The following is an 18,356-nucleotide window of genomic DNA, read 5'->3' as shown; positions in this document are numbered from 1 at the left end:
CAAACTGTCCAGAACCCTGCCGGTCCTGTTCGTTACGAATCGCGCCGATGAAGAAGGTGTCGTTGAAGCTTTGGCTGCAGGCGCCGACGACTATATGATCAAGCCGATCCGGCATAGCGAATTGACGGCGCGGGTGCGCGCCATACTGCGGCGCGCGTATCCGGCGCAAAGCCCGAGCACGCATCTGGTATTTAACGATTATGTATTTGACACACGCTCCGGCTGCCTCACCTTGCGCGGCAAATCAATCGAGATCACGCAAAAGGAATTCGAGCTGGCGCTATTGTTCTTTCGTAATATCGACCATCCGCTTTCACGGGCGCATATCCTGGAGGCGGTATGGTCGCGCGACGCCGTCATTCCCTCGCGCACCATGGATACCCACGTTTCGCGCGTGCGGAGCAAGTTGCAGCTGCGGCCGGAAAACGGTTATCGGCTGCGTCCGGTGTATCGCTACGGTTATCGCCTGGAACAGTTCAATTCGATAGAAGATATCGCGGGTGGTATAGATGGTGACGCAGATGATGGCATAGGCGGTGAGGGCGGTAATCTCGGCAATCAGTAAGTTGCGCCAAGCGGCTATTGATCGTTTTGACCGTTGTGCTTTGACCATGAATTCATGGGCAATCCAGACGCACGCCGCTGCGTTTCTGTCTGCGCCGGCTTCCTGGCGTCACGCGCCATTTGATCCGGCCGCTCCTTATTGCCTTCCCGGCAAATGCCGGCTACCAATCGATCTGCCTGCACAAGGTCATTCCGCTGTAACAAAACGACGCTATATTGTCAGAACTCATTTCATTAATATCCGTGAGTGCGAACGCGGCGTGTGGGAGGTAGTGCAAGGCGCGTCGGGCAGCCAAGGGTGGTTCCCTTGGCAAGCGGCGCAACGCAGCAATACACCCAAATAGCCCGTTCCCGAAGGGTTCTTGCCAGAAGAGGCGCTGGCCGCGTTGCGCTCCTTGCCAATAGCTCGCTATTGGACGCGTCGCACGCCTTGCCAGCACCTCTTCTGGCAAGAACGCATCTCACGGATATTGATGAAATGAGTTCTAAAGGAAATCACGGAGCCGTTCACACGATGACGACCCCGTACCGGCTGCACACGTCCCGGCGAATATCATTCGCGCCTGCGCTCCAGTGATCGACTCAGTGATACCGACTTAGTGATACCGAATTCATCTCCCGCAATTATCCTAGAAAGGAATCGGCATGCGTTCAGCACATGCTTTTCGTGCGATGGCGGCAGCTATCGTCCTCGCGGCTTCGACCGTTCCATTGCAAGCTGTCGCCCAGAATGCGATTTGCTACAACTGTCCGACCGAATGGGCCGACTGGGGCACGCAACTGCGCGCCATCAAGGCCAAGACCGGCGTGACGGTGCCGCCCGACAACAAGAATTCCGGCCAGGCCCTGGCGCAGCTGGTGGCCGAGAAGGCCAGCCCGGTTGCCGACATGGCTTACCTCGGCGTCACCTTCGCCATCCAGGCACAGAAAGAGGGCGTGACCGAGGCTTACAAGCCGGCCGCGTGGAAAGAGATTCCCGATGGCCTCAAGGACCCGGCCGGCCAATGGTTCGCGATTCATTCGGGCACGCTCGGCTTCATGGTCAACGTCGATGCGCTGCACGGCAAGCCGGTGCCGAAGTCGTGGGCCGATCTGCTGAAACCTGAATACAAGGGGCTGATCGGCTATCTGGATCCGGCCTCGGCTTTCGTCGGTTATGTCGGCGCGGTTGCGGTCAACCAGGCGCGTGGCGGCTCATTCGACAACTTCGGGCCCGCCATCGAATACTTCAAGGCATTGCAAAAGAACGAACCCATCGTGCCCAAACAGACTTCGTATGCGCGCATGCTGTCGGGAGAAATCGCGATCCTGCTCGATTACGACTTCAACGCCTATCGCGCCAGATACAAGGACAAGGCCAACGTCGCCTTCGTGATTCCGAGCGAAGGCACGGTAGTGGTGCCCTATGTGATGAGCCTGGTCGCCAAGGCACCGCACGGCGCCGACAGCAAGAAGGTGCTGGACTTCGTGCTGTCGGACGAAGGGCAGGCGATCTGGGCCAAGGCCTATCTGCGGCCGGTGCGCGCCGGCGCGATGCCGAAAGATATCGAAGCGCAGTTCTTGCCGGCTGCCGAGTACCAGCGCGCCCACAGCATCGATTACGGCCGCATGGCGCAAGCCCAACGCGGTTTCTCCGACCGCTATCTGAAAGAGGTGCGTTGAAATGATCCATCAGCGCTGGCTTCTGCCGGCTTGCCTGGCGCCGGCAGCGATGTTCTTTCTGGCATTCTGGCTGTTGCCGGTGCTGCGCCTGGTGGCGTTGCCGGCAGAGCAGGGCTGGGGCACGTACCTGGTGGTGCTCAGCAACGGCCGCTATCTGCTGAGCATGGCCAACACGCTCGCGCTATCGGTCGCGGTGACCTTATTCACCCTGGTTCTCGGCAGCGCCATCGGCATCTATCTGGCGCGCCGGGCGTTCTGGGGCAAGCAGTTGTTGCTGTCGCTGCTGACTTTGCCGCTGTCCTTTCCCGGCGTGATCATCGGCTTTTTCGTGATCTTGCTCGGCGGCCGGCAAGGACTGGTGGCTGACCTGGGAGCCGCCTTTGGCATGGAACGCATCACCTTCGCCTATGGCTTGCTCGGACTGTTTCTTGCCTATCTCTACTTCTCGCTGCCGCGCGCCATCGCCACCTACGCCGCAGCGGCCGAAGCGATGAATCTGCAGCTGGAAGAAGCCGCCCGCTCGCTGGGAGCCTCGCGCTTGCAGATAGTGCGCGATGTCTGGCTGCCGGAGCTGGCGCCGACCACGCTGGCCTGCGGCGCGATCCTGTTCGCCACTTCGATGGGGGCCTTCGGCACTGCATTCACGCTGGCCAGCAAGTTCGAAGTGATTCCGATCACGATCTATAACGAGTTCACCAACTATGCCAACTTTGCACTGGCGGCGTCCTTGTCGATCACCCTCGGCATCGTCACCTGGGCCGTGCTGTTCGTCGCTCGCCGCTTCGGCAGCAGCACCGGCGTCGCGCAACGGTAACGGCAAGGAGGAACGCAATGCGCACAACTACATCTTCTGCCCCCATCTTGTTGCTCATCACGCTGCTTGTCAGCGCCTTCATGCTGGCGCCGATGCTGCTCTCGATCATGGCGGGGCTGGTCAACAACTACAGCGTCGGCCTCAAGAGCGGGCTGACGCTGCGCTGGCTGCTGGAAGTCTGGGAGGTCTACGGCAATACCGTCGGCTGGTCGCTGGCGCTGGCCGTGGCTTGCGTGGGCGGCACCTTGCTGCTGGGCGTGCCCTGTGCCTATGCGCTGGCGCGCAGCCGCAGCCGTGGTGCGCGTGCCTTTGAGGAACTGCTGACGCTGCCGGTGGCGGTGCCCGGGCTCGCCACCGGTTTGGCGCTGATCTTGGCCTATGGGCAGTTCAGCGCATTCCGCCAGAGCTTTGCCTTCATCCTGGTGGGACACATCGTATTCACCTTGCCTTACATGGTCCGTATCGTAGCGGCGGCATTTCAGCGCGACGACCTGCATGCACTGGAAGAAGCCGCCCGCACGCTGGGCGCGAGTTTCGGCCAGCGCTTTCTGGGCGTGCTGGTGCCCGCAGTATTTCCGGCCATCGTGGCCGGCAGCCTGATGGTGTTCACCTTGTCGGTCGGCGAGTTCAATCTGACCTGGATGCTGCAGACGCCGCTGACCCGCACTTTGCCTGTCGGCCTTGCAGATAGCTATGCATCGATGCGGCTGGAGGTGGGTTCGGCCTACACGCTGGTCTTTTTCATCGTCATCCTGCCGGTCCTGTGGGGACTGCAATCTCTTGCCAAACTGGTACAAAATCATCATGGAACTTGAACGCATTGCGGTCGATATCGACAACTGCTCGAAAACCTACGCCGACGGCACCCGCGGTTTGCAGCCGACCACGCTGCAGGTCGAACCCGGCGAAGTGCTGGCGCTGCTCGGCCCCTCCGGCTGCGGCAAGACTACCTTGCTGCGCCTGATTGCAGGCCTGGAGTCGCCCGATGAGGGCAGCCGCATCAGCTTCGGCGGCCAAGACGTCACGCGGCGGCCGGTGGAGCAGCGCGGTGTCGGCATGGTATTCCAGAGCTACGCCCTGTTTCCGCAAATGACGGTGGCGGCCAATATCGGTTATGGCCTGCGCATACGGGGGGTAGCAAAGGCGGAAGAACAGCGCATCGTCGGTGAACTGGTCGATCTGACACGGCTCGGCGGGCTGGAGAAAAAGCGCCCCGGCGAGCTGTCTGGCGGTCAGCGCCAGCGCGTGGCTCTGGCGCGGGCGGTGGCGGTGCGGCCGCGTGTGCTGCTGCTCGACGAGCCGCTGGCAGCGCTGGACGCCAAGCTGAAGGAATCGTTGCGTGATGAATTGGCCGAACTGCTGCGGCGGCTGGGCATCACGGCTATCCACGTCACGCACGATCAGCAAGAAGCCATGGCCATCGCCGACCGGCTGGCGGTAATGCGCAGCGGTTGTATCGTGCAGGTCGGGCGCGGCGAAGATCTGTACCGCGCGCCGCAACATCCGTTCGTCGCCGAATTCCTCGGCCGGGTGAATCGGCTGGAACGCTTGCCATCGGCCATCGCCCAAGGCGTGCTGCATCTGGGCGGTGCCAGCGTTGCCTGTCCGCAGGCGTGGCAGACGCATGAAGCCTTCTTCATCCGGCCCGAAGACATCCAGATCGGCGTCCACCAGGATGGCTGGGGCCAGGCCAAAGTGATGCGCCGCACCTTTCTCGGCGACCGCATCCAGCTGGTGCTGCATACGCAGGAACAAGCGCTGCTCACCGCCGACGTTGGCCGCGACGTGGCTTGTGGTCCGGGCGAGAGCGTCGGCATCCGCATCAATCCCGAGCGCCTGATGACTTCCCAGGAGCTGAGCGCATGACGAGTTTTCTGGTTCAACTGAGCGACTTGCACATCCGCGAGCCGGGCCGCCTAGCCTACGGCCGGATCAACACGGCGCCGTACCTGCAGCGCGCCGTGCAATCCATCCTGCAGCTGAAGCAGCAGCCCGATGCGGTAGTGATCACCGGCGACCTGACCGACTTTGGCCGCGCCGCCGAATACAGCCACCTCGAACAGCTGCTAGCGCCGCTGCCGATGCCGGTCTATCTGCTGCCCGGCAATCACGACGACCGCGATCAACTGCGCCGCAGCTTCCCCAGCCATAGCTATCTGGGCAGCGACGGCTTCGTCCAGTATTCGGTGCGCGTCGGCGGCTTGCGGCTGCTCACGCTCGACACCTGCGTGCCCGGCCATAGCCACGGCTCCTTGTGCCAGAGCCGCCTGGCGTGGCTGAAGACGCAACTCGACCAGAGCCGCGACGAGCCGGTGGTGGTGGCGATGCATCACCCGCCGTTCGCGACGCTGATTGGCCACATGGATGAGATCGGTTTGCTGGAAGGGGCGCAAGCGCTGGAAGCGTTGATCGCACAATACGGCAATGTCGAGCGTGTGATTTGCGGCCACCTGCACCGCGCCATCGATGTCCGTTTCGGCGGCAGCATTGCCTCCACCGCGCCGGCGCCGGCGCACCAGGTCTGCCTTGATCTGGCGCCCGACGCTCAGTCGGCCTGGACGCTGGAACCGCCTGGCTTCCGCATCCACGCTTGGGACTGGCGCGGACGTGTGGTGACGCATCTGGCGCCTAGCGGTAGTTTTGAAGGCCCGTATCCTTTCCATGACAACGGTGCGCTAATCGACTAAGCGCTCACCGCTGGCCGAAAACCGCATCGGCCAACTGCGCATCGCCAGCAGCCCGAATCTGGGACAGTCTCTGATGCCGCGCGCGGTGGCGATTTTCTGCAAGCGTTATCCGGAAGTCAGGATCGTGCTGCATACCCTGATCCCCAGCGTGATGCTGCAAAGCCTGCTGACGCAGCAGGTGGAACTGGGCGTGACTTACATGCCGGTGGCGCATCCCAGTTTAGAAATCCGGCCACTCTACACTCGCCGCGACAACGGACGTTCCGTTGCCCACGCAAATTTTTCTTGATTAGGAAAAATTGGAAGGTAATAGCCGGTCAAGTGGCACATGTCGCCCGTTCTGGGCAAATCTCCAAAAAACATTTGGTCGCGGATTTTGCGGGTTTCATCGTATAGACGGACTCGGTATATTTCTATTGTCTTTAATTTTGTTGGGTGCGAAACTTCATAACTGTCGTTTGCATCGTACCCCATCGTAACGCCGAGAGAAAAATCACCGCAACGCAAATATTTGAGGTATAGGCTGACAGACTCCGTTATTTTTCCCGTTTCCATATTGAAGTTAGGCACGTTGATCCTTGCTTCGCTTTCTGGCTTGCGGTCTAATCCTAGCGTGGACTCGATCTGTTCAAGGCTAATGCCATCCAGGTATGGCCCAAATTGAAAATAGAAGCTGCGAGGTTCTATTCCGTTGGGGAAGGCGGGATTAGAGTTATAGCGTAGAGTGAATTCTCCCCACTTGCTTAAAAAGTCGCCGTCATAGTAAATTCTGTTTTCTCCTTTGACGTTAATAGTCAATTTTTTTTCTAACGCTGCAACCGCTTGATTTCCCGCCATCACGTCTTCGACCAGCTGGAGCAATTCCAGTATTTTTGACCGCATGTCATCGCTATAGCGAAACGCCTGATACTCTCGCTGAAACTGCTCTTCGTGTTGTTTCATGTCTTCCACCGTCAATATTTTATGGGTTGCTGGCTCGGACGACACCTTGGTAGAGGTTTGTGCATGCAGATGGATTGGGAACGCCACTGTCACGGCCATACCAATAGTGCTCAACAATTTTTTCCAATGCGAAGCTATCTTCTTCCGTAGGACGTATGCGGTATCCCCCATCTTTGTCGTGCCCAATTTTCTTGATGGGGACATTTTGATAGAAGCGCTCCAGTTCAGACCGTACTTTGTAAACTTCTGAGTAGGGATCATTTTCATTTCCGCTCAAATCGGCTCGATAATTACCATCGGCTTTGTTGCATAAATAATCGCTGGCACTGAGTGTCGCGCCGACTGATTTATGCAACAAAGCCGATCGCGTCAGCTAAGTGGCCCACGTACCAATTCAGTTGGCATGAGTTTCCAGAATACCGGTTCGTTCTCGTAGTTGCCGGTTTTTGCGTTATACCAAGAGAAATCTTGGAACGGAAGGCCAGCGGCATAGTTGTACACTTGCCGCGACAAGGGCCGTTCCGTTGCCCACGCAAATTTTTCTTGATTAGGAAAAATCGGAAGGTAATAGCCGGTCAGGTGGCACATGTCACCCGTTCTGGGTAAATCTCCAAAAAACATTTTGTCTCGGAGTTTGCGATCTTCATCAGAGAGATCAATTCGGTCTATGTCGATAGTATCTAATTTAGTTGGGTGGGCAATTTCATCCATATTTCTCGCATCGTAATTAATCCGAATATTCAGTAAGAAGTCCCCGCAGCGTAAAAATTTAAGATAGCTGCTATGCGAACCAGTTATATTTCCCGTTTCCATATTGAAGTTCGGTTCCTGTATCCTCGGGCTTTTCTTGAGATTCCGATTTAATTGCAATGTGGACTCAAGTTGTCCAAGACTAATGCCATCCACTGAGGGAGAAAATTGGAAATAGAATTTTTTCGGTTGTATGTCGTTGGGACGGGGGGCATCGGACCGATAGCGCAGAGTGAACACTCCCCATTTACTTAAAAAATTTCCCCGATAATAATTGATGCTATCGCCCCTGGTACTAATCCATACTTTCTTTTCTAGCTCCCCAACAGGTTGAATCCCAGCCATTACGTCTTCGACCAGTTGGAGCAATTCCAGTATTTTTGACCGCATGTCATCGGTATAGCGAAACGCTTGATACTCTCGGCGAAACTGTTCATCGTGTTGTTTCATGTCTTCCACCGTCAATATTTTATGGGTTGCTGGCTCGGACGACGCCTTGGTAGAGGTTTGTGCACTGAGATGGATTGGGAATACCACTGTCACGGCCATACCAATAGTGCTCAACAATTTTTTCCAATGCGAAGCTATCTTCTTCGGTAGGACGTATGCGGTATCCACCGTCTCTATCATGCCCAATTTTTTTGATGGGGACATTTTGATAGAAACGCTCCAGTTCAGACCGTACTTTGTAAACTTCGGAGTTGGGATCATTTTCATTTCCAATTAAATCGGTTCGATAATTTCCATCGAGATAGAAACATAAATTGCGGTAGTAGGCAGACAAGGTCAAACGCTTGATCGAAATTTTTGCGAACGGTTCGTCAGGTATCTTCTTGGTTTTCATGGCCGCCAAAGCGTCTTCTTGCACCCGTTCTGTAAACAACGTGTGTATGAGTGCATAATCGGCATAATCTTCCGGGTACGCAAAGACAGACGTGTAGATCCAAAAGAATTGTTGAGTATGACGACCTTCATGGAACAGTGTCGATGCCAATTCCCGGATCGCTTGTGCTCGTGCATCCGCTGTTTTATTTCTATCCAATAAAATTTCAAAATCCAGTTTTTCCAGCTTGATTTTCCAATCTTGCGCATTAAAAGAGCCGTGCTGACCTTGCTTTGAACTCTCAACATCTTTTGCAAAAATAATCTCAGCAAAAGCCGCTTGTGGCAATCCAAATTCAGTTGCAGCCCAAGCCTGTCGCAAGTGGAGTTCTAATACAAATGCAATTTGCTTTTGCTGTTCTTCGTTAAACGGCCAAGCCATTTGCGACCAGGGCAATTTTTCTAGCGCGGGCTTTATGCCTTGCACATAGGCTTTCGCCACAGGGTATTCCCATTGGTCTTTGCCATTTCTCGGCAGCATGTGAGATTCACGCATTCCCCAATTGTTGGCGTCGCATGTGATGACAGCATGAGTACGAATGTCTTCCAGTGTTGGCTCGGTGTGTACGACTCCACCAATTTTCACGCCCTTTTTTTCACTGCTTATTACGGATATTGGTTGTTTCATATTCTTCCTATGCGTTAGGATTTTGTGGTTTTATGACTGTCCAGAGAAATGACGACCACACATGATTGCTTGCCCCGCGCAGGAGTTCGATGCGGGTGTTTTGCACCACTTCCGAAGCGGCAATATTGGTTTTCCCCTGCGCATCGGAGACACCTTCAACCGTGCGCCCACCATCAAAAATGATGCGGTATTTTTGATTCGGAAGTGACCAACCACTGGCTGGCTCAAAGATTGAAAATTTCTCTGCATACTTTGCTTCTGCGATGTTCATCACTGGATAAGCTTGGTCTATGCTTTTCGGCCCAGTCAAATTTTTGCTGGCGGAATGCACCGCCCAACTGCCGGTAGTGCCATTCTCAACGCCGCTGGCATTCCATTTCGCATAACTACCGCCGCCGTTGATCATCACTTCTTCCTGCGCGGTAATGGTGATGCGATTGGCGGTGTGAGTGATATTCAATTTCGCTAACAGGTTGATACTGTCTTTCAACGCTTGAATCTCGATATCACCTTGTGCAGCAGTGGCTTTGACGCCGCCGCGATGGGTGAACAGGCGAATCCCGTTTTTGACACTTGCCAGCAATCGCTGTCCAACCGATAAGCTCACATGCTGCCCGCTGGTCAGTGCAATATGTTCGCCACTGGCGATATGGGTCGATTGCGGCGTGGTGGTTTCGATGCCGGCAGGGCTGGCGAGGATTAAATGCGGTTCGGCCAGTTCCGGGAAACTCCCCTCTTTCGCATCGCCGCCGCTGCCCTTGATGGCATCGTTCTGGGTTTTGATGATCTTGGCGACGTCGCTTTGGTCACCGTTATTCTCTTGAGCCTGATGCTGTTGCGCAAGATCTGCCAGATTTTCATGCTGCTCACGGGCCTGCGTCAGACGCTGTACCGTCTCGCCCATATCGGTAATATGGGCTTGGGCGCTGCTGCGGCCTTCGGTGGTAATTAACAAACCCTCCTTAGCGCGGATCGCGCCGTGGCCATCGGTGCGCAATTCGTAACCTTGGCCTCTAGGATCTTTACGGCCGGCGTTGTCTTCGATGCGGGTGATATTGCCGAGACTGAGCTGGCTGTGCTGATGATCGCTCTTGAGCTGGACTTGAATCTTCTCTTCAGTGTCATCCATGACCAGGTGATTGCTGCGGCCAGCCGCGCTATTGCCGCCATTCGGCGTCAGTTCGCGACTGCGGAAACCGGACAAGGCGCTCTGGCCCGGCAACGACCAAGGCGGCATGTTGAGCGCATTGTGTACGCGCCCGGTGCAGATCGGCAAATCGGGATTGCCGCTGATGAAATCGATCAAGACTTCCTGTTTCATCCTGGGGATATGACTCGCCCCCAGTTGATTGCCCGCCCAAGGGCTGGACACCCTTACCCAGCAACTGCTGTTCTGATCGGCTTGCCCCAGACGATCCCATTGGAATTGCACCTTGATCCGGCCTAGTGCGTCCGTCCAGATATTTTGATCTTCCGGCCCCACCACGATGGCGGTGAGGATGTGCATGGCCGGTCTTGGCGTAACACGTTCGGGCCGGTATTGTTCGCCGCGCAGCGGCACGACTTCAAAATCGACATTGACGCGAAATTGTTGCGGGTCGCCGTCCGGGCGCTGGGTTTCCTGCGCGACGTCTTCCATCTCGAAGCGCGTGGCGACGATCAGATATTCGATGTTGGCTTTGCTGGCCGGATGCCGGCCCAGCGTGAAGGTGCAACCCGGCACCAAGGCACGCACATGGCCGGCGCCGCTGGCGCGTTGGGCGTTGTTGCGCAGGCGTTCCATGCGGATGCGGGCGTTCTTCTTGCCCTCTTCCAAAGGATCGTTGGTCGCCTGCTGGGGGCCTGCTTTCGGCTGTACGTAATGGGCGTCCGTGTGATATTCGTAGACCTCGGCGTTATGGTCGGAGACGCGATGGTCGCTGTGGCTGACTTCGAGCGTGCTTCTCGGCCGGGTGTAGTCGTAGTCGCGCGAGGTGTAGCGGCCCGGAGTCACGCGGTGCGTGGGTGAAAACGTATGGATGAATTCCTGGTCGATCCTTGGTTTTTCGCCGTAGTAGTTCAGGACGTGATAGGCGTCGCTGTGAAACGGTTGATGCGCGGCGTTGCCGTCAGTGAGCACCAGGCGATGCTTGCCGTCTTTGTGCTCGAAGAAATAGTTGATCCCCGCGACTTCACACAGTCTACTGAAGAAAGTGAAATCCGATTCCGAAAACTGGGTGACGTAATCTCGCTTGGGGTACGTATCGAAAAGACGCTTATCGACCGGAAAAGTGTACTTGGACAGCACCTCGTCCAGAATCTCGACAACGGATTTGTCCTGGAAAATCCGGCAATCGGCGTTGCCGTCAGCCCATTTCAACCACGGCTCCAGCGTGATTTCGTAAAACACATACCGTCCGACCTGGCGCAATATGGTCGCAGTGCTGATGAGACCGGAGATTTCACGGACACCGGCACCGACGTTGGCTAACCCGCTGCCGCCCGGCATGCCTGCGACAAAACTCCCTGAGCCTTCCAGCTGGATTTCTACCGTCAGTTCCTTGCCTAAGAATGCGTCCAAATCATAGTTGGCTGCTGATCCGAAATTGACTAACGCATCCGGTGTTTTGAGGATGACTTTATAGCTGTACAAGCTATTGAGAGATTCGGCGCCTTTGATGCTCACCGGGATCAACCCAGGCTGCCCCATTACGTCCGGGATGGCAGCACTTTTTGCGATGAGCGTTCGTGGGGATGTAAGCATGGCGATAGCGACTCCTAGCGATGACGGTTAACAATATTTGTTAACAATACATCAATATTAGCCCATCGAATCTACTGTCACCATGAATTTTGTTAAATTTTTGACATGCTGGATAAATAATTAGTATGCAAAAAAATCATTCCAAGTGCATGAGCGCCATGGTTTCATGGAATATCGTAGTCAGACGCTTCCGAACAACGCCAGCAAGAGAAAAAGAAACAGCGGCTATTTCCCGCATCCATGCCTGTGACGTAGCATCAAATAAGCAGCATTGGACACCCTTGAATGATATTGAGAGCGGCACGCAGCACACGGCAAACACCGTATGCCACTGATTTATAAAATGGCTTCAATAAATACTCAGGACTCATAAACCGACATTTTTTTGCCGTTCCAGCAATTTCTAGCGATATTTTTTTGATTTTTTTGGTGCGATAGGTGAGTTTTTAGTGTTCTGCAATGGTGCAAAAAAATGCGGATTTTGCGTCAGAAGAGGGATGATCTGTGCATCTTGAGATTGAAGATTTAATCTTGTGATTGCTTGCTTTAGCTTATTGTTGCAAAAAATCCGGTTTGCGCTAACATACTGTATGTATGTACAGTATTTGGTGCCGCGATGTCAGATTACCCAAGAAAGCCTTCGTCTCAGCCGATGCATTTCCAGGCGCCCGCCGTAGCGCGCAAAGGCCGAGGTGCGACCAATAATATGCAAGGCCGTTATGAAGTTGCGCAACGCGAGGATTTTGACGACGGCTGGACTGCAGAGGAAGGGCTGCTTGAGCCCGCAGCAGTGCGCACTATTGTGACCGAAGAGCAGGCAAAAACCGTCCTGAGCCGCAATGCCTCGCCGGATCTGCCGTTCAACGTGTCCTTGAATCCCTATCGCGGTTGCGAGCATGGCTGCATCTATTGCTTCGCCCGGCCATCGCATAGCTACCTGGGCTTGTCGCCCGGGCTGGATTTCGAGAGCCGGATTTTTGCCAAGGTCAATGCGCCTGAAGTATTGCTGCGGGAGTTGGCCAAGCCTTCCTATCTTCCAGAGCCGATTGCGCTGGGCATCAACACCGATGCCTATCAGCCTTGCGAGCGCGAATTGAAGCTGACCCGGCGTATCTTGCAAGTGCTGCACGATTGCGAACATCCGCTGGCCCTGATTACCAAATCGTCGCTGATCGAGCGCGATATCGATCTGTTGGCCAGCATGGCGGCCAAACGGCAGGCGGTGGTGGCGGTCACTATCACAACGCTTGACGCCGCCATCGCCCGTACGCTGGAGCCGCGCGCGGCAGCGCCGGCGCGCCGTTTGCGCACCATCCGCACCTTGGCGCAGGCAGGCATCCCGGTCAGCGTCAGCATCGCGCCGATGATTCCGTTTATCACCGAACCCGATCTGGAACATGTGATAGAAGCGGCGGCCGAGGCTGGTGCGGTACGCGCCAGTTACATCGTATTGCGCTTGCCGTGGGAAGTGAATCCGCTGTTTCAAAGTTGGCTCAACGCCCATTTTCCCGAGCGCGCCAAGCGTGTGATGAACCGTATCCGCGAGATGCGCGGCGGCGCCGATTACGACGCCGATTTTGCCACCCGCATGCGTGGCGAGGGCGTGTGGGCGGATCTGTTGCGGCAACGCTTTGAAAAAGCTTTGATCAGGTTTGGCATGGGGCAGCGCGGCTCGTTCGCGACTCTGGATGCGAACCGCTTCCGGCGGCCGTATGTGCAGCCGGAAAAAGATCGGCTGTCAGGCCAGTTGGGTTTGTTTTAGCGGGGACGGCTAAGCATCAGGAGCTGCTCTGACCTTTCAACAGCACCAGCAAGGCGCCGGAGCCGCCTTCGGCAGCGGTGGCCTGGCAGAAGGCCAGCACTTCTTCCTTCTGTACCAGCCAGTTGCGGACTTTGGATTTCAGCACCGGCTCCTTGTTGACCGAGCCCAGTCCTTTGCCGTGAATGATACGGACGCAGCGCCAGCCGCGCTTGGCGGCCAGGCGCAGGAATTCGGCCAGGGCTTCGCGTGCTTCTTCGCGCCGCAAGCCATGCAGGTCGAGCTGCTGCTGGATGGTCCAGTGGCCGCGCCGCAGTTTGCGCATGACGTCGGGGCCGATGCCGTTGCGCGCAAAACTGAGCGCCTCGTCGCTATCCAACAGGGTTTCGATGGTGAAGTCGTCCGACAGCGATTCTTGCAGCGCAGCTTGTTCATCCGCCAGATGCTGGCGTGCGATCGGCAGCGGCCGTGGTGCGTTGGGAGTGAATTTGGGCGGCACGCTGAGCGGCTTGACGTTGCCGATGCTGCTGCGGAAGATATCGGCGTCGCGCTCTGCTTCCTGCTCGCGGCGCTGGCGCTCGGTAGCGGCGGCCTGGCGTGCTTCGTCCTGCGCTTTGAGTTCCTTGCGCAGTGACTTTAGGGCGTTGAAGTCTTTGATCGGGCCAGCCATGATGTGTGCTTCTGGGAGTGTTGCAGGGTCTGTTAACGGGTTGGAAACACAAGGCTTCCGTCCCGGTTAAGTTAACAGTGTAACGCTTTAGTCTTCCAGGAAGCGTTGCGCATCCAGTGCAGCCATGCAGCCGGTGCCGGCGCTGGTGATGGCCTGGCGATAGATGTGATCCTGGACATCGCCGGCGGCGAATACGCCTGGCACGCTGGTGGCGGTGGCCATGCCTTCGAGGCCGGTGTTGGTCTTGATGTAACCGTTATGCATTTCCAGCTGGCCATCGAAAATGCCGGTATTCGGTTTGTGGCCGATGGCGATGAAGACGCCGTGCAGCTTGATCGGCGTGATGCTGCCGTCGGCGGTCGATTTGATGTTGATGCCGGTGACGCCGCTGTCGTCGCCGGTGACTTGATCCAGCGTGTGGTTGTATTTGATGACGATCTTGCCCTCAGCCACCTTGGCGTTGAGGCGGTCCACCAGGATCGGCTCGGCGCGGAACTTGTCGCGGCGATGGATCAGGGTGACCTTGGTGGCGATGTTGGACAAATACAGCGCTTCTTCGACCGCGGTATTGCCGCCGCCGACCACGGCCACTTCCTGGCCGCGATAGAAGAACCCGTCGCAAGTGGCGCAGGCGGAGACGCCTTTGCCCATGAACGCTTCTTCCGACGGCAGGCCGAGGTATTGCGCCGAGGCGCCGGTGGCGATGATCAGGGCGTCGCAAGTGTATTCGCCGGAATCGCCGATCAGGCGAAATGGTTTTTCCGATAACTTGGAGGTGTGGATATGGTCGAAAATGATTTCTGTATTGAATTCTTCTGCGTGTTTGAGCAGGCGTTGCATCAGTTCCGGGCCTTGCACACCGTGCGGATCGCCGGGCCAGTTCTCGACGTCGGTCGTGGTCATCAGCTGGCCGCCTTGTTCGACGCCGGTGATCAGCACCGGCTTCAGGTTGGCGCGGGCGGCGTAGACAGCGGCGGCATAACCGGCGGGGCCGGAGCCGAGAATCAAGACATGGGCGTGCTTGGCAGGTTTGGTAGTGGTCATGGTTTGCCTTAGGTAACAGATATCAAGCAACTGCTTGTGGAATACGGATGAATGCGGATTTATGGGCGCTTGTGGCGGATAAATATTGTCAAGATCATCAAATTGCGCTCAAAAACTCGGTAAGATTATAGTCGAGCAAGAGATTGCTGGTGTGCAGCGCATCAAAAATCCGCGATCGCCGCGCCTGGTTTTTTGCTCATGTTTCAAATGGAAACATCAAACACTGGTTATACATATAGGTATTGGGTGCATAATTTCAACATGTGAATGTATTCTGGCCACCCAGTAAAGTAATAACGAAGTGACATTAACCGGATTTATGACTAGAACAAGCCAAGCCTATACCCGCAACACTAAACCGCAAGAGGCGCAGCCGCTGCCGAGCCGTCTGGTCCGGCTTTTGTATGAAGCGCGCTGGATCATCTATGCGGTCATCACCGCCTATCTGATCATCATTTTCGCCAGTTACTCGAAAGCCGATCCGGGCTGGTCGCACGCCAATGTGGTGCCGCATCTGCACAATTGGGGCGGCCGCATCGGCGCCTGGCTGTCCGATCTGATGCTGTTCGTGTTCGGCGCTTCTGCATGGTGGTGGTGTGCGCTGCTGTTGCGTACCTTGTGGCATGGCTACCGGCGCATTTCGCAGCGTTTCCTGGTGGAGCAGGCGGCCGAGCCGGAGCATCACCAGGAGGGTTTGATCCGCGGCGCCGGTTTTGTCTTGATCCTGATCGGCAGCATGGGCATCGAATACACCCGCATGTCGTCGCTGCACATGCAGTTGCCGCGCGCGCCAGGCGGTGTCCTCGGCCAGTTGATCGGCAGCGGCGCGCAAAGCGCGCTTGGCTTTACCGGCTCTACGCTATTTCTGCTGTTGCTGTTTGCGCTGGGCATCAGCTTGTTTTTCCATGTGTCGTGGCTGACGGTGGCGGAGCGTATCGGCGCCGGCATCGAAAACGCTGCGCTGTGGCTGAAGAATTTCTATGTCGCCCGCGAAGACCGCAAAGTGGGGCAGGTCGCCGCCGTCAAGCGTGAAGAAGTGGTGGTGCAGGAGCGCGCCAAGATCGTGGTGGCGTCGCCGATCCGGATCGAGCCGCAGGTGGTGGCAGTGCCGAAATCGGAACGGGTAGAGAAAGAACGGCAAAGCACCTTGTTCACGGATTTGCCGGACACCAATCTGCCGCCTTTGTCGCTGCTGGATGAAGCGCCGCCGCAGCAGCAAACCGTGAGCGTCGAGACGCTGGAATTCACCAGCCGCCTGATCGAGAAAAAACTCTCCGATTTCGGCGTGCAGGTCAAAGTGGTTGCAGCTTACCCGGGGCCGGTGATTACCCGCTATGAGATCGAACCGGCGACCGGCGTCAAGGGCAGCCAGATTGTCGGCCTGGCGCGGGACTTGGCGCGTTCGCTGTCGCTGACCTCGATCCGCGTGGTCGAAGTGATTCCCGGCAAAATGTATATGGGCCTGGAGTTGCCGAATCCTAAGCGTCAGATCGTGCGCCTGACTGAAATTCTCGGCTCCAAGGTGTATAACGACGGCGTCTCCAGCCTCACCATCGCGCTCGGCAAGGATATCGCCGGCCACCCGGTAGTCGCCGATCTGGCCAAGATGCCGCACTTGCTGGTGGCCGGTACTACCGGTTCCGGTAAATCGGTGGGGATCAACGCCACCATCCTGTCCTTGCTCTACAAATCCGATCCGAACCAGGTGCGCCTGATCCTGATCGATCCGAAGATGCTGGAACTGTCGATCTACGAGGGCATTCCCCATCTGCTGGCGCCGGTAGTGACCGACATGCGTCAGGCCGGCCATGCGCTGAACTGGGCGGTCAACGAGATGGAGCGCCGCTACAAGCTGATGTCGAAGATGGGCGTGCGCAACCTGACCGGCTACAACCAGAAGATCGCTGAAGCCGACAAGCGCGAAGAAAAAATCCCGAATCCGTTCAGCCTGACGCCGGACGCGCCGGAGCCGTTGGAAAAGCTGCCGACCATCGTCATCATCATCGACGAGCTGGCCGATCTGATGATGGTGGTCGGGAAGAAGGTGGAAGAACTGATCGCGCGTATCGCGCAAAAGGCGCGTGCTGCCGGCATTCACTTGATTCTGGCGACGCAGCGCCCATCTGTAGACGTAATCACCGGCCTGATCAAGGCCAATGTGCCGACCCGGATTGCGTTCCAGGTCAGCAGCAAGATCGATTCGCGCACCATTCTCGACCAGATGGGAGCGGAAGCGCTGCTCGGCATGGGCGACATGCTGTACATGCCGCCGGGCACCGGCTTGCCGATCCGGGTGCATGGCGCGTTTGTTTCTGATGAGGAAGTGCATCGGGTAGTGGATTACCTGAAGGAACAAGGCGAACCGAATTACATCGAAGGCATACTCGAAGGCGGCGTGCTGGAAGATGGCGCCGATGGCGCGATCGGCGGCGCAGCTACCGGCGGCACCGAAGGCGACGAACTGTACGACCAGGCGGTGGCGGTGGTGCTGAAGAACCGGCGCGCTTCGATTTCGCTGGTGCAGCGTCACCTGCGCATCGGCTATAACCGCGCGGCGCGTTTACTGGAGCAGATGGAAACCAGCGGACTGGTCTCAACCATGCAATCCAACGGCAACCGGGAAATCCTGGTGCCGGCGGGCAATGGCAACAACGAGCAATAGTGGTAACAGCAGTAATACGGAGTAAAAGCATGCACAAGAAAATTATCGTCGGCGCGATCGGCGGCAACAGGAGCAATATGTTTGCAAAATTCAAATCGGGGCGCTTGATTGTCGGTCTGTCGCTGAGCATGGCGTTGTTGCCGTCGCTGGCGCATGCCGGCGCGCTGGAACAGTTCAAGTCATTTGTCAGCAGCACGCAATCGGCCAAGGGCGAGTTCTATCAGCAACTGGTTAAAATCGACGCCGCCAGCAAGACGCCGAAGATTTCCAGTACATCCAGCGGCATTTTTATTTTTGCCCGGCCCGGTAAATTCATCTGGACTTATCAGAAACCGTACGAGCAGATCTTGCAAGCCGACGGCGACAAGCTGTACATCTATGACAAGGATTTGAACCAGGTCACCACCAAGAGCCTTGGCAATGCGCTCGGTTCGTCGCCGGCGGCGATTCTGTTCGGCAGCAACGACCTGGAAAAAAACTTCATCCTGAAAGAAGGCCAGGCCAAGGATGGCATGGAGTGGCTGGAAGCGACGCCAAAAGCCAAGGACA

15 protein-coding genes and 1 pseudogene are annotated in these 18,356 nt (G+C 56.6%); 10 read left to right on the top strand and 6 right to left on the bottom strand.

All coding sequences use genetic code 11. The annotated features are described in order from the left end of the window. The 7 genes and pseudogenes from KHU33_RS22300 to KHU33_RS22270 form a co-directional block, all read left to right on the top strand. Positions 1-565, top strand: a 565-nt coding sequence (locus KHU33_RS22300) for a response regulator transcription factor (RefSeq protein WP_211467013.1), incomplete at its 5' end; no start/stop codon positions are given. A gap of 671 nt (positions 566-1,236) precedes the next feature. Next, complete coding sequence (locus tag KHU33_RS22295) at positions 1,237-2,226, top strand: ABC transporter substrate-binding protein (protein ID WP_230414482.1); 990 nt, start codon at positions 1,237-1,239, stop codon at positions 2,224-2,226. 1 nt (position 2,227) lies between these two features. Further along, positions 2,228-3,040 (top strand): ABC transporter permease, encoded by an 813-nt coding sequence (locus KHU33_RS22290; protein ID WP_211467009.1) that lies wholly within the window; start codon positions 2,228-2,230, stop codon positions 3,038-3,040. A gap of 17 nt (positions 3,041-3,057) precedes the next feature. Next, positions 3,058-3,855, top strand: coding sequence for an ABC transporter permease (locus KHU33_RS22285; protein WP_211467007.1), 798 nt, complete (start codon positions 3,058-3,060; stop codon positions 3,853-3,855). Further along, the gene (locus KHU33_RS22280) at positions 3,845-4,906 is read left to right on the top strand and encodes an ABC transporter ATP-binding protein (protein ID WP_211467005.1); all 1,062 of its coding nucleotides are present in this window, start codon (positions 3,845-3,847) and stop codon (positions 4,904-4,906) included. Before KHU33_RS22285 ends, KHU33_RS22280 begins: the two co-directional genes overlap by 11 nt. Beyond that, positions 4,903-5,727: a phosphodiesterase gene (locus tag KHU33_RS22275; protein WP_211467003.1), complete on the top strand. Its 825-nt coding sequence runs from the start codon at positions 4,903-4,905 to the stop codon at positions 5,725-5,727. The genes KHU33_RS22280 and KHU33_RS22275 overlap by 4 nt, the downstream gene beginning before the upstream one ends. A gap of 10 nt (positions 5,728-5,737) precedes the next feature. Continuing rightward, positions 5,738-5,968: pseudogene (locus KHU33_RS22270) on the top strand (LysR substrate-binding domain-containing protein); the annotation flags it as partial. Here the strand turns inward: KHU33_RS22270 and KHU33_RS22265 are convergent. From KHU33_RS22265 to KHU33_RS22250, 4 genes are all read right to left on the bottom strand, one after another. Further along, entirely contained in the window at positions 5,965-6,936 is a 972-nt protein-coding gene (locus KHU33_RS22265; RefSeq protein WP_211467001.1) for a hypothetical protein, read from the bottom strand. The pseudogene KHU33_RS22270 and the gene KHU33_RS22265 sit on opposite strands and share 4 nt — an antisense overlap. 102 nt (positions 6,937-7,038) lie before the next feature. Continuing rightward, entirely contained in the window at positions 7,039-7,869 is an 831-nt protein-coding gene (locus KHU33_RS22260; RefSeq protein ID WP_211466999.1) for a hypothetical protein, read from the bottom strand. A gap of 19 nt (positions 7,870-7,888) precedes the next feature. After that, positions 7,889-8,929 carry a hypothetical protein gene (locus tag KHU33_RS22255; protein ID WP_211466997.1) on the bottom strand — a complete coding sequence of 347 codons (1,041 nt, stop codon included), beginning with the start codon at positions 8,927-8,929 and terminating at the stop codon, positions 7,889-7,891. Between the two features lie 7 nt (positions 8,930-8,936). After that, a complete protein-coding gene (locus KHU33_RS22250) occupies positions 8,937-11,672 on the bottom strand; it encodes a type VI secretion system Vgr family protein (protein ID WP_211466995.1) in 2,736 nt (911 codons plus the stop codon). Between the two features lie 616 nt (positions 11,673-12,288). On the opposite strand from KHU33_RS22250, the gene KHU33_RS22245 reads away from it, so the two are divergent. Next, positions 12,289-13,434: a PA0069 family radical SAM protein gene (locus tag KHU33_RS22245; protein WP_211466993.1), complete on the top strand. Its 1,146-nt coding sequence runs from the start codon at positions 12,289-12,291 to the stop codon at positions 13,432-13,434. Between the two features lie 16 nt (positions 13,435-13,450). On the opposite strand, the gene KHU33_RS22240 is transcribed toward KHU33_RS22245, so the two are convergent. Further along, positions 13,451-14,101 (bottom strand): Smr/MutS family protein, encoded by a 651-nt coding sequence (locus KHU33_RS22240; protein WP_211466991.1) that lies wholly within the window; start codon positions 14,099-14,101, stop codon positions 13,451-13,453. 87 nt (positions 14,102-14,188) lie between these two features. Then, positions 14,189-15,145, bottom strand: coding sequence for a thioredoxin-disulfide reductase (gene trxB / locus KHU33_RS22235; RefSeq protein ID WP_211466989.1), 957 nt, complete (start codon positions 15,143-15,145; stop codon positions 14,189-14,191). 319 nt (positions 15,146-15,464) lie between these two features. Here trxB and KHU33_RS22230 point away from each other — a divergent pair, with 319 nt between their 5' ends. Beyond that, entirely contained in the window at positions 15,465-17,807 is a 2,343-nt protein-coding gene (locus KHU33_RS22230; RefSeq protein WP_211466987.1) for a DNA translocase FtsK, read from the top strand. 77 nt (positions 17,808-17,884) lie between these two features. Continuing rightward, positions 17,885-18,356: outer-membrane lipoprotein carrier protein LolA (locus KHU33_RS22225; RefSeq protein WP_211467015.1), on the top strand; the 472-nt coding region annotated here is incomplete at its 3' end.

This window comes from Collimonas silvisoli, assembly GCF_018305005.1.
Taxonomy (GTDB): Bacteria; Pseudomonadota; Gammaproteobacteria; order Burkholderiales; family Burkholderiaceae_D; genus Collimonas; species Collimonas silvisoli.
Note: the sequence above shows the minus strand (reverse complement) of the source record. Positions and strands in the feature narration are given on the sequence as shown.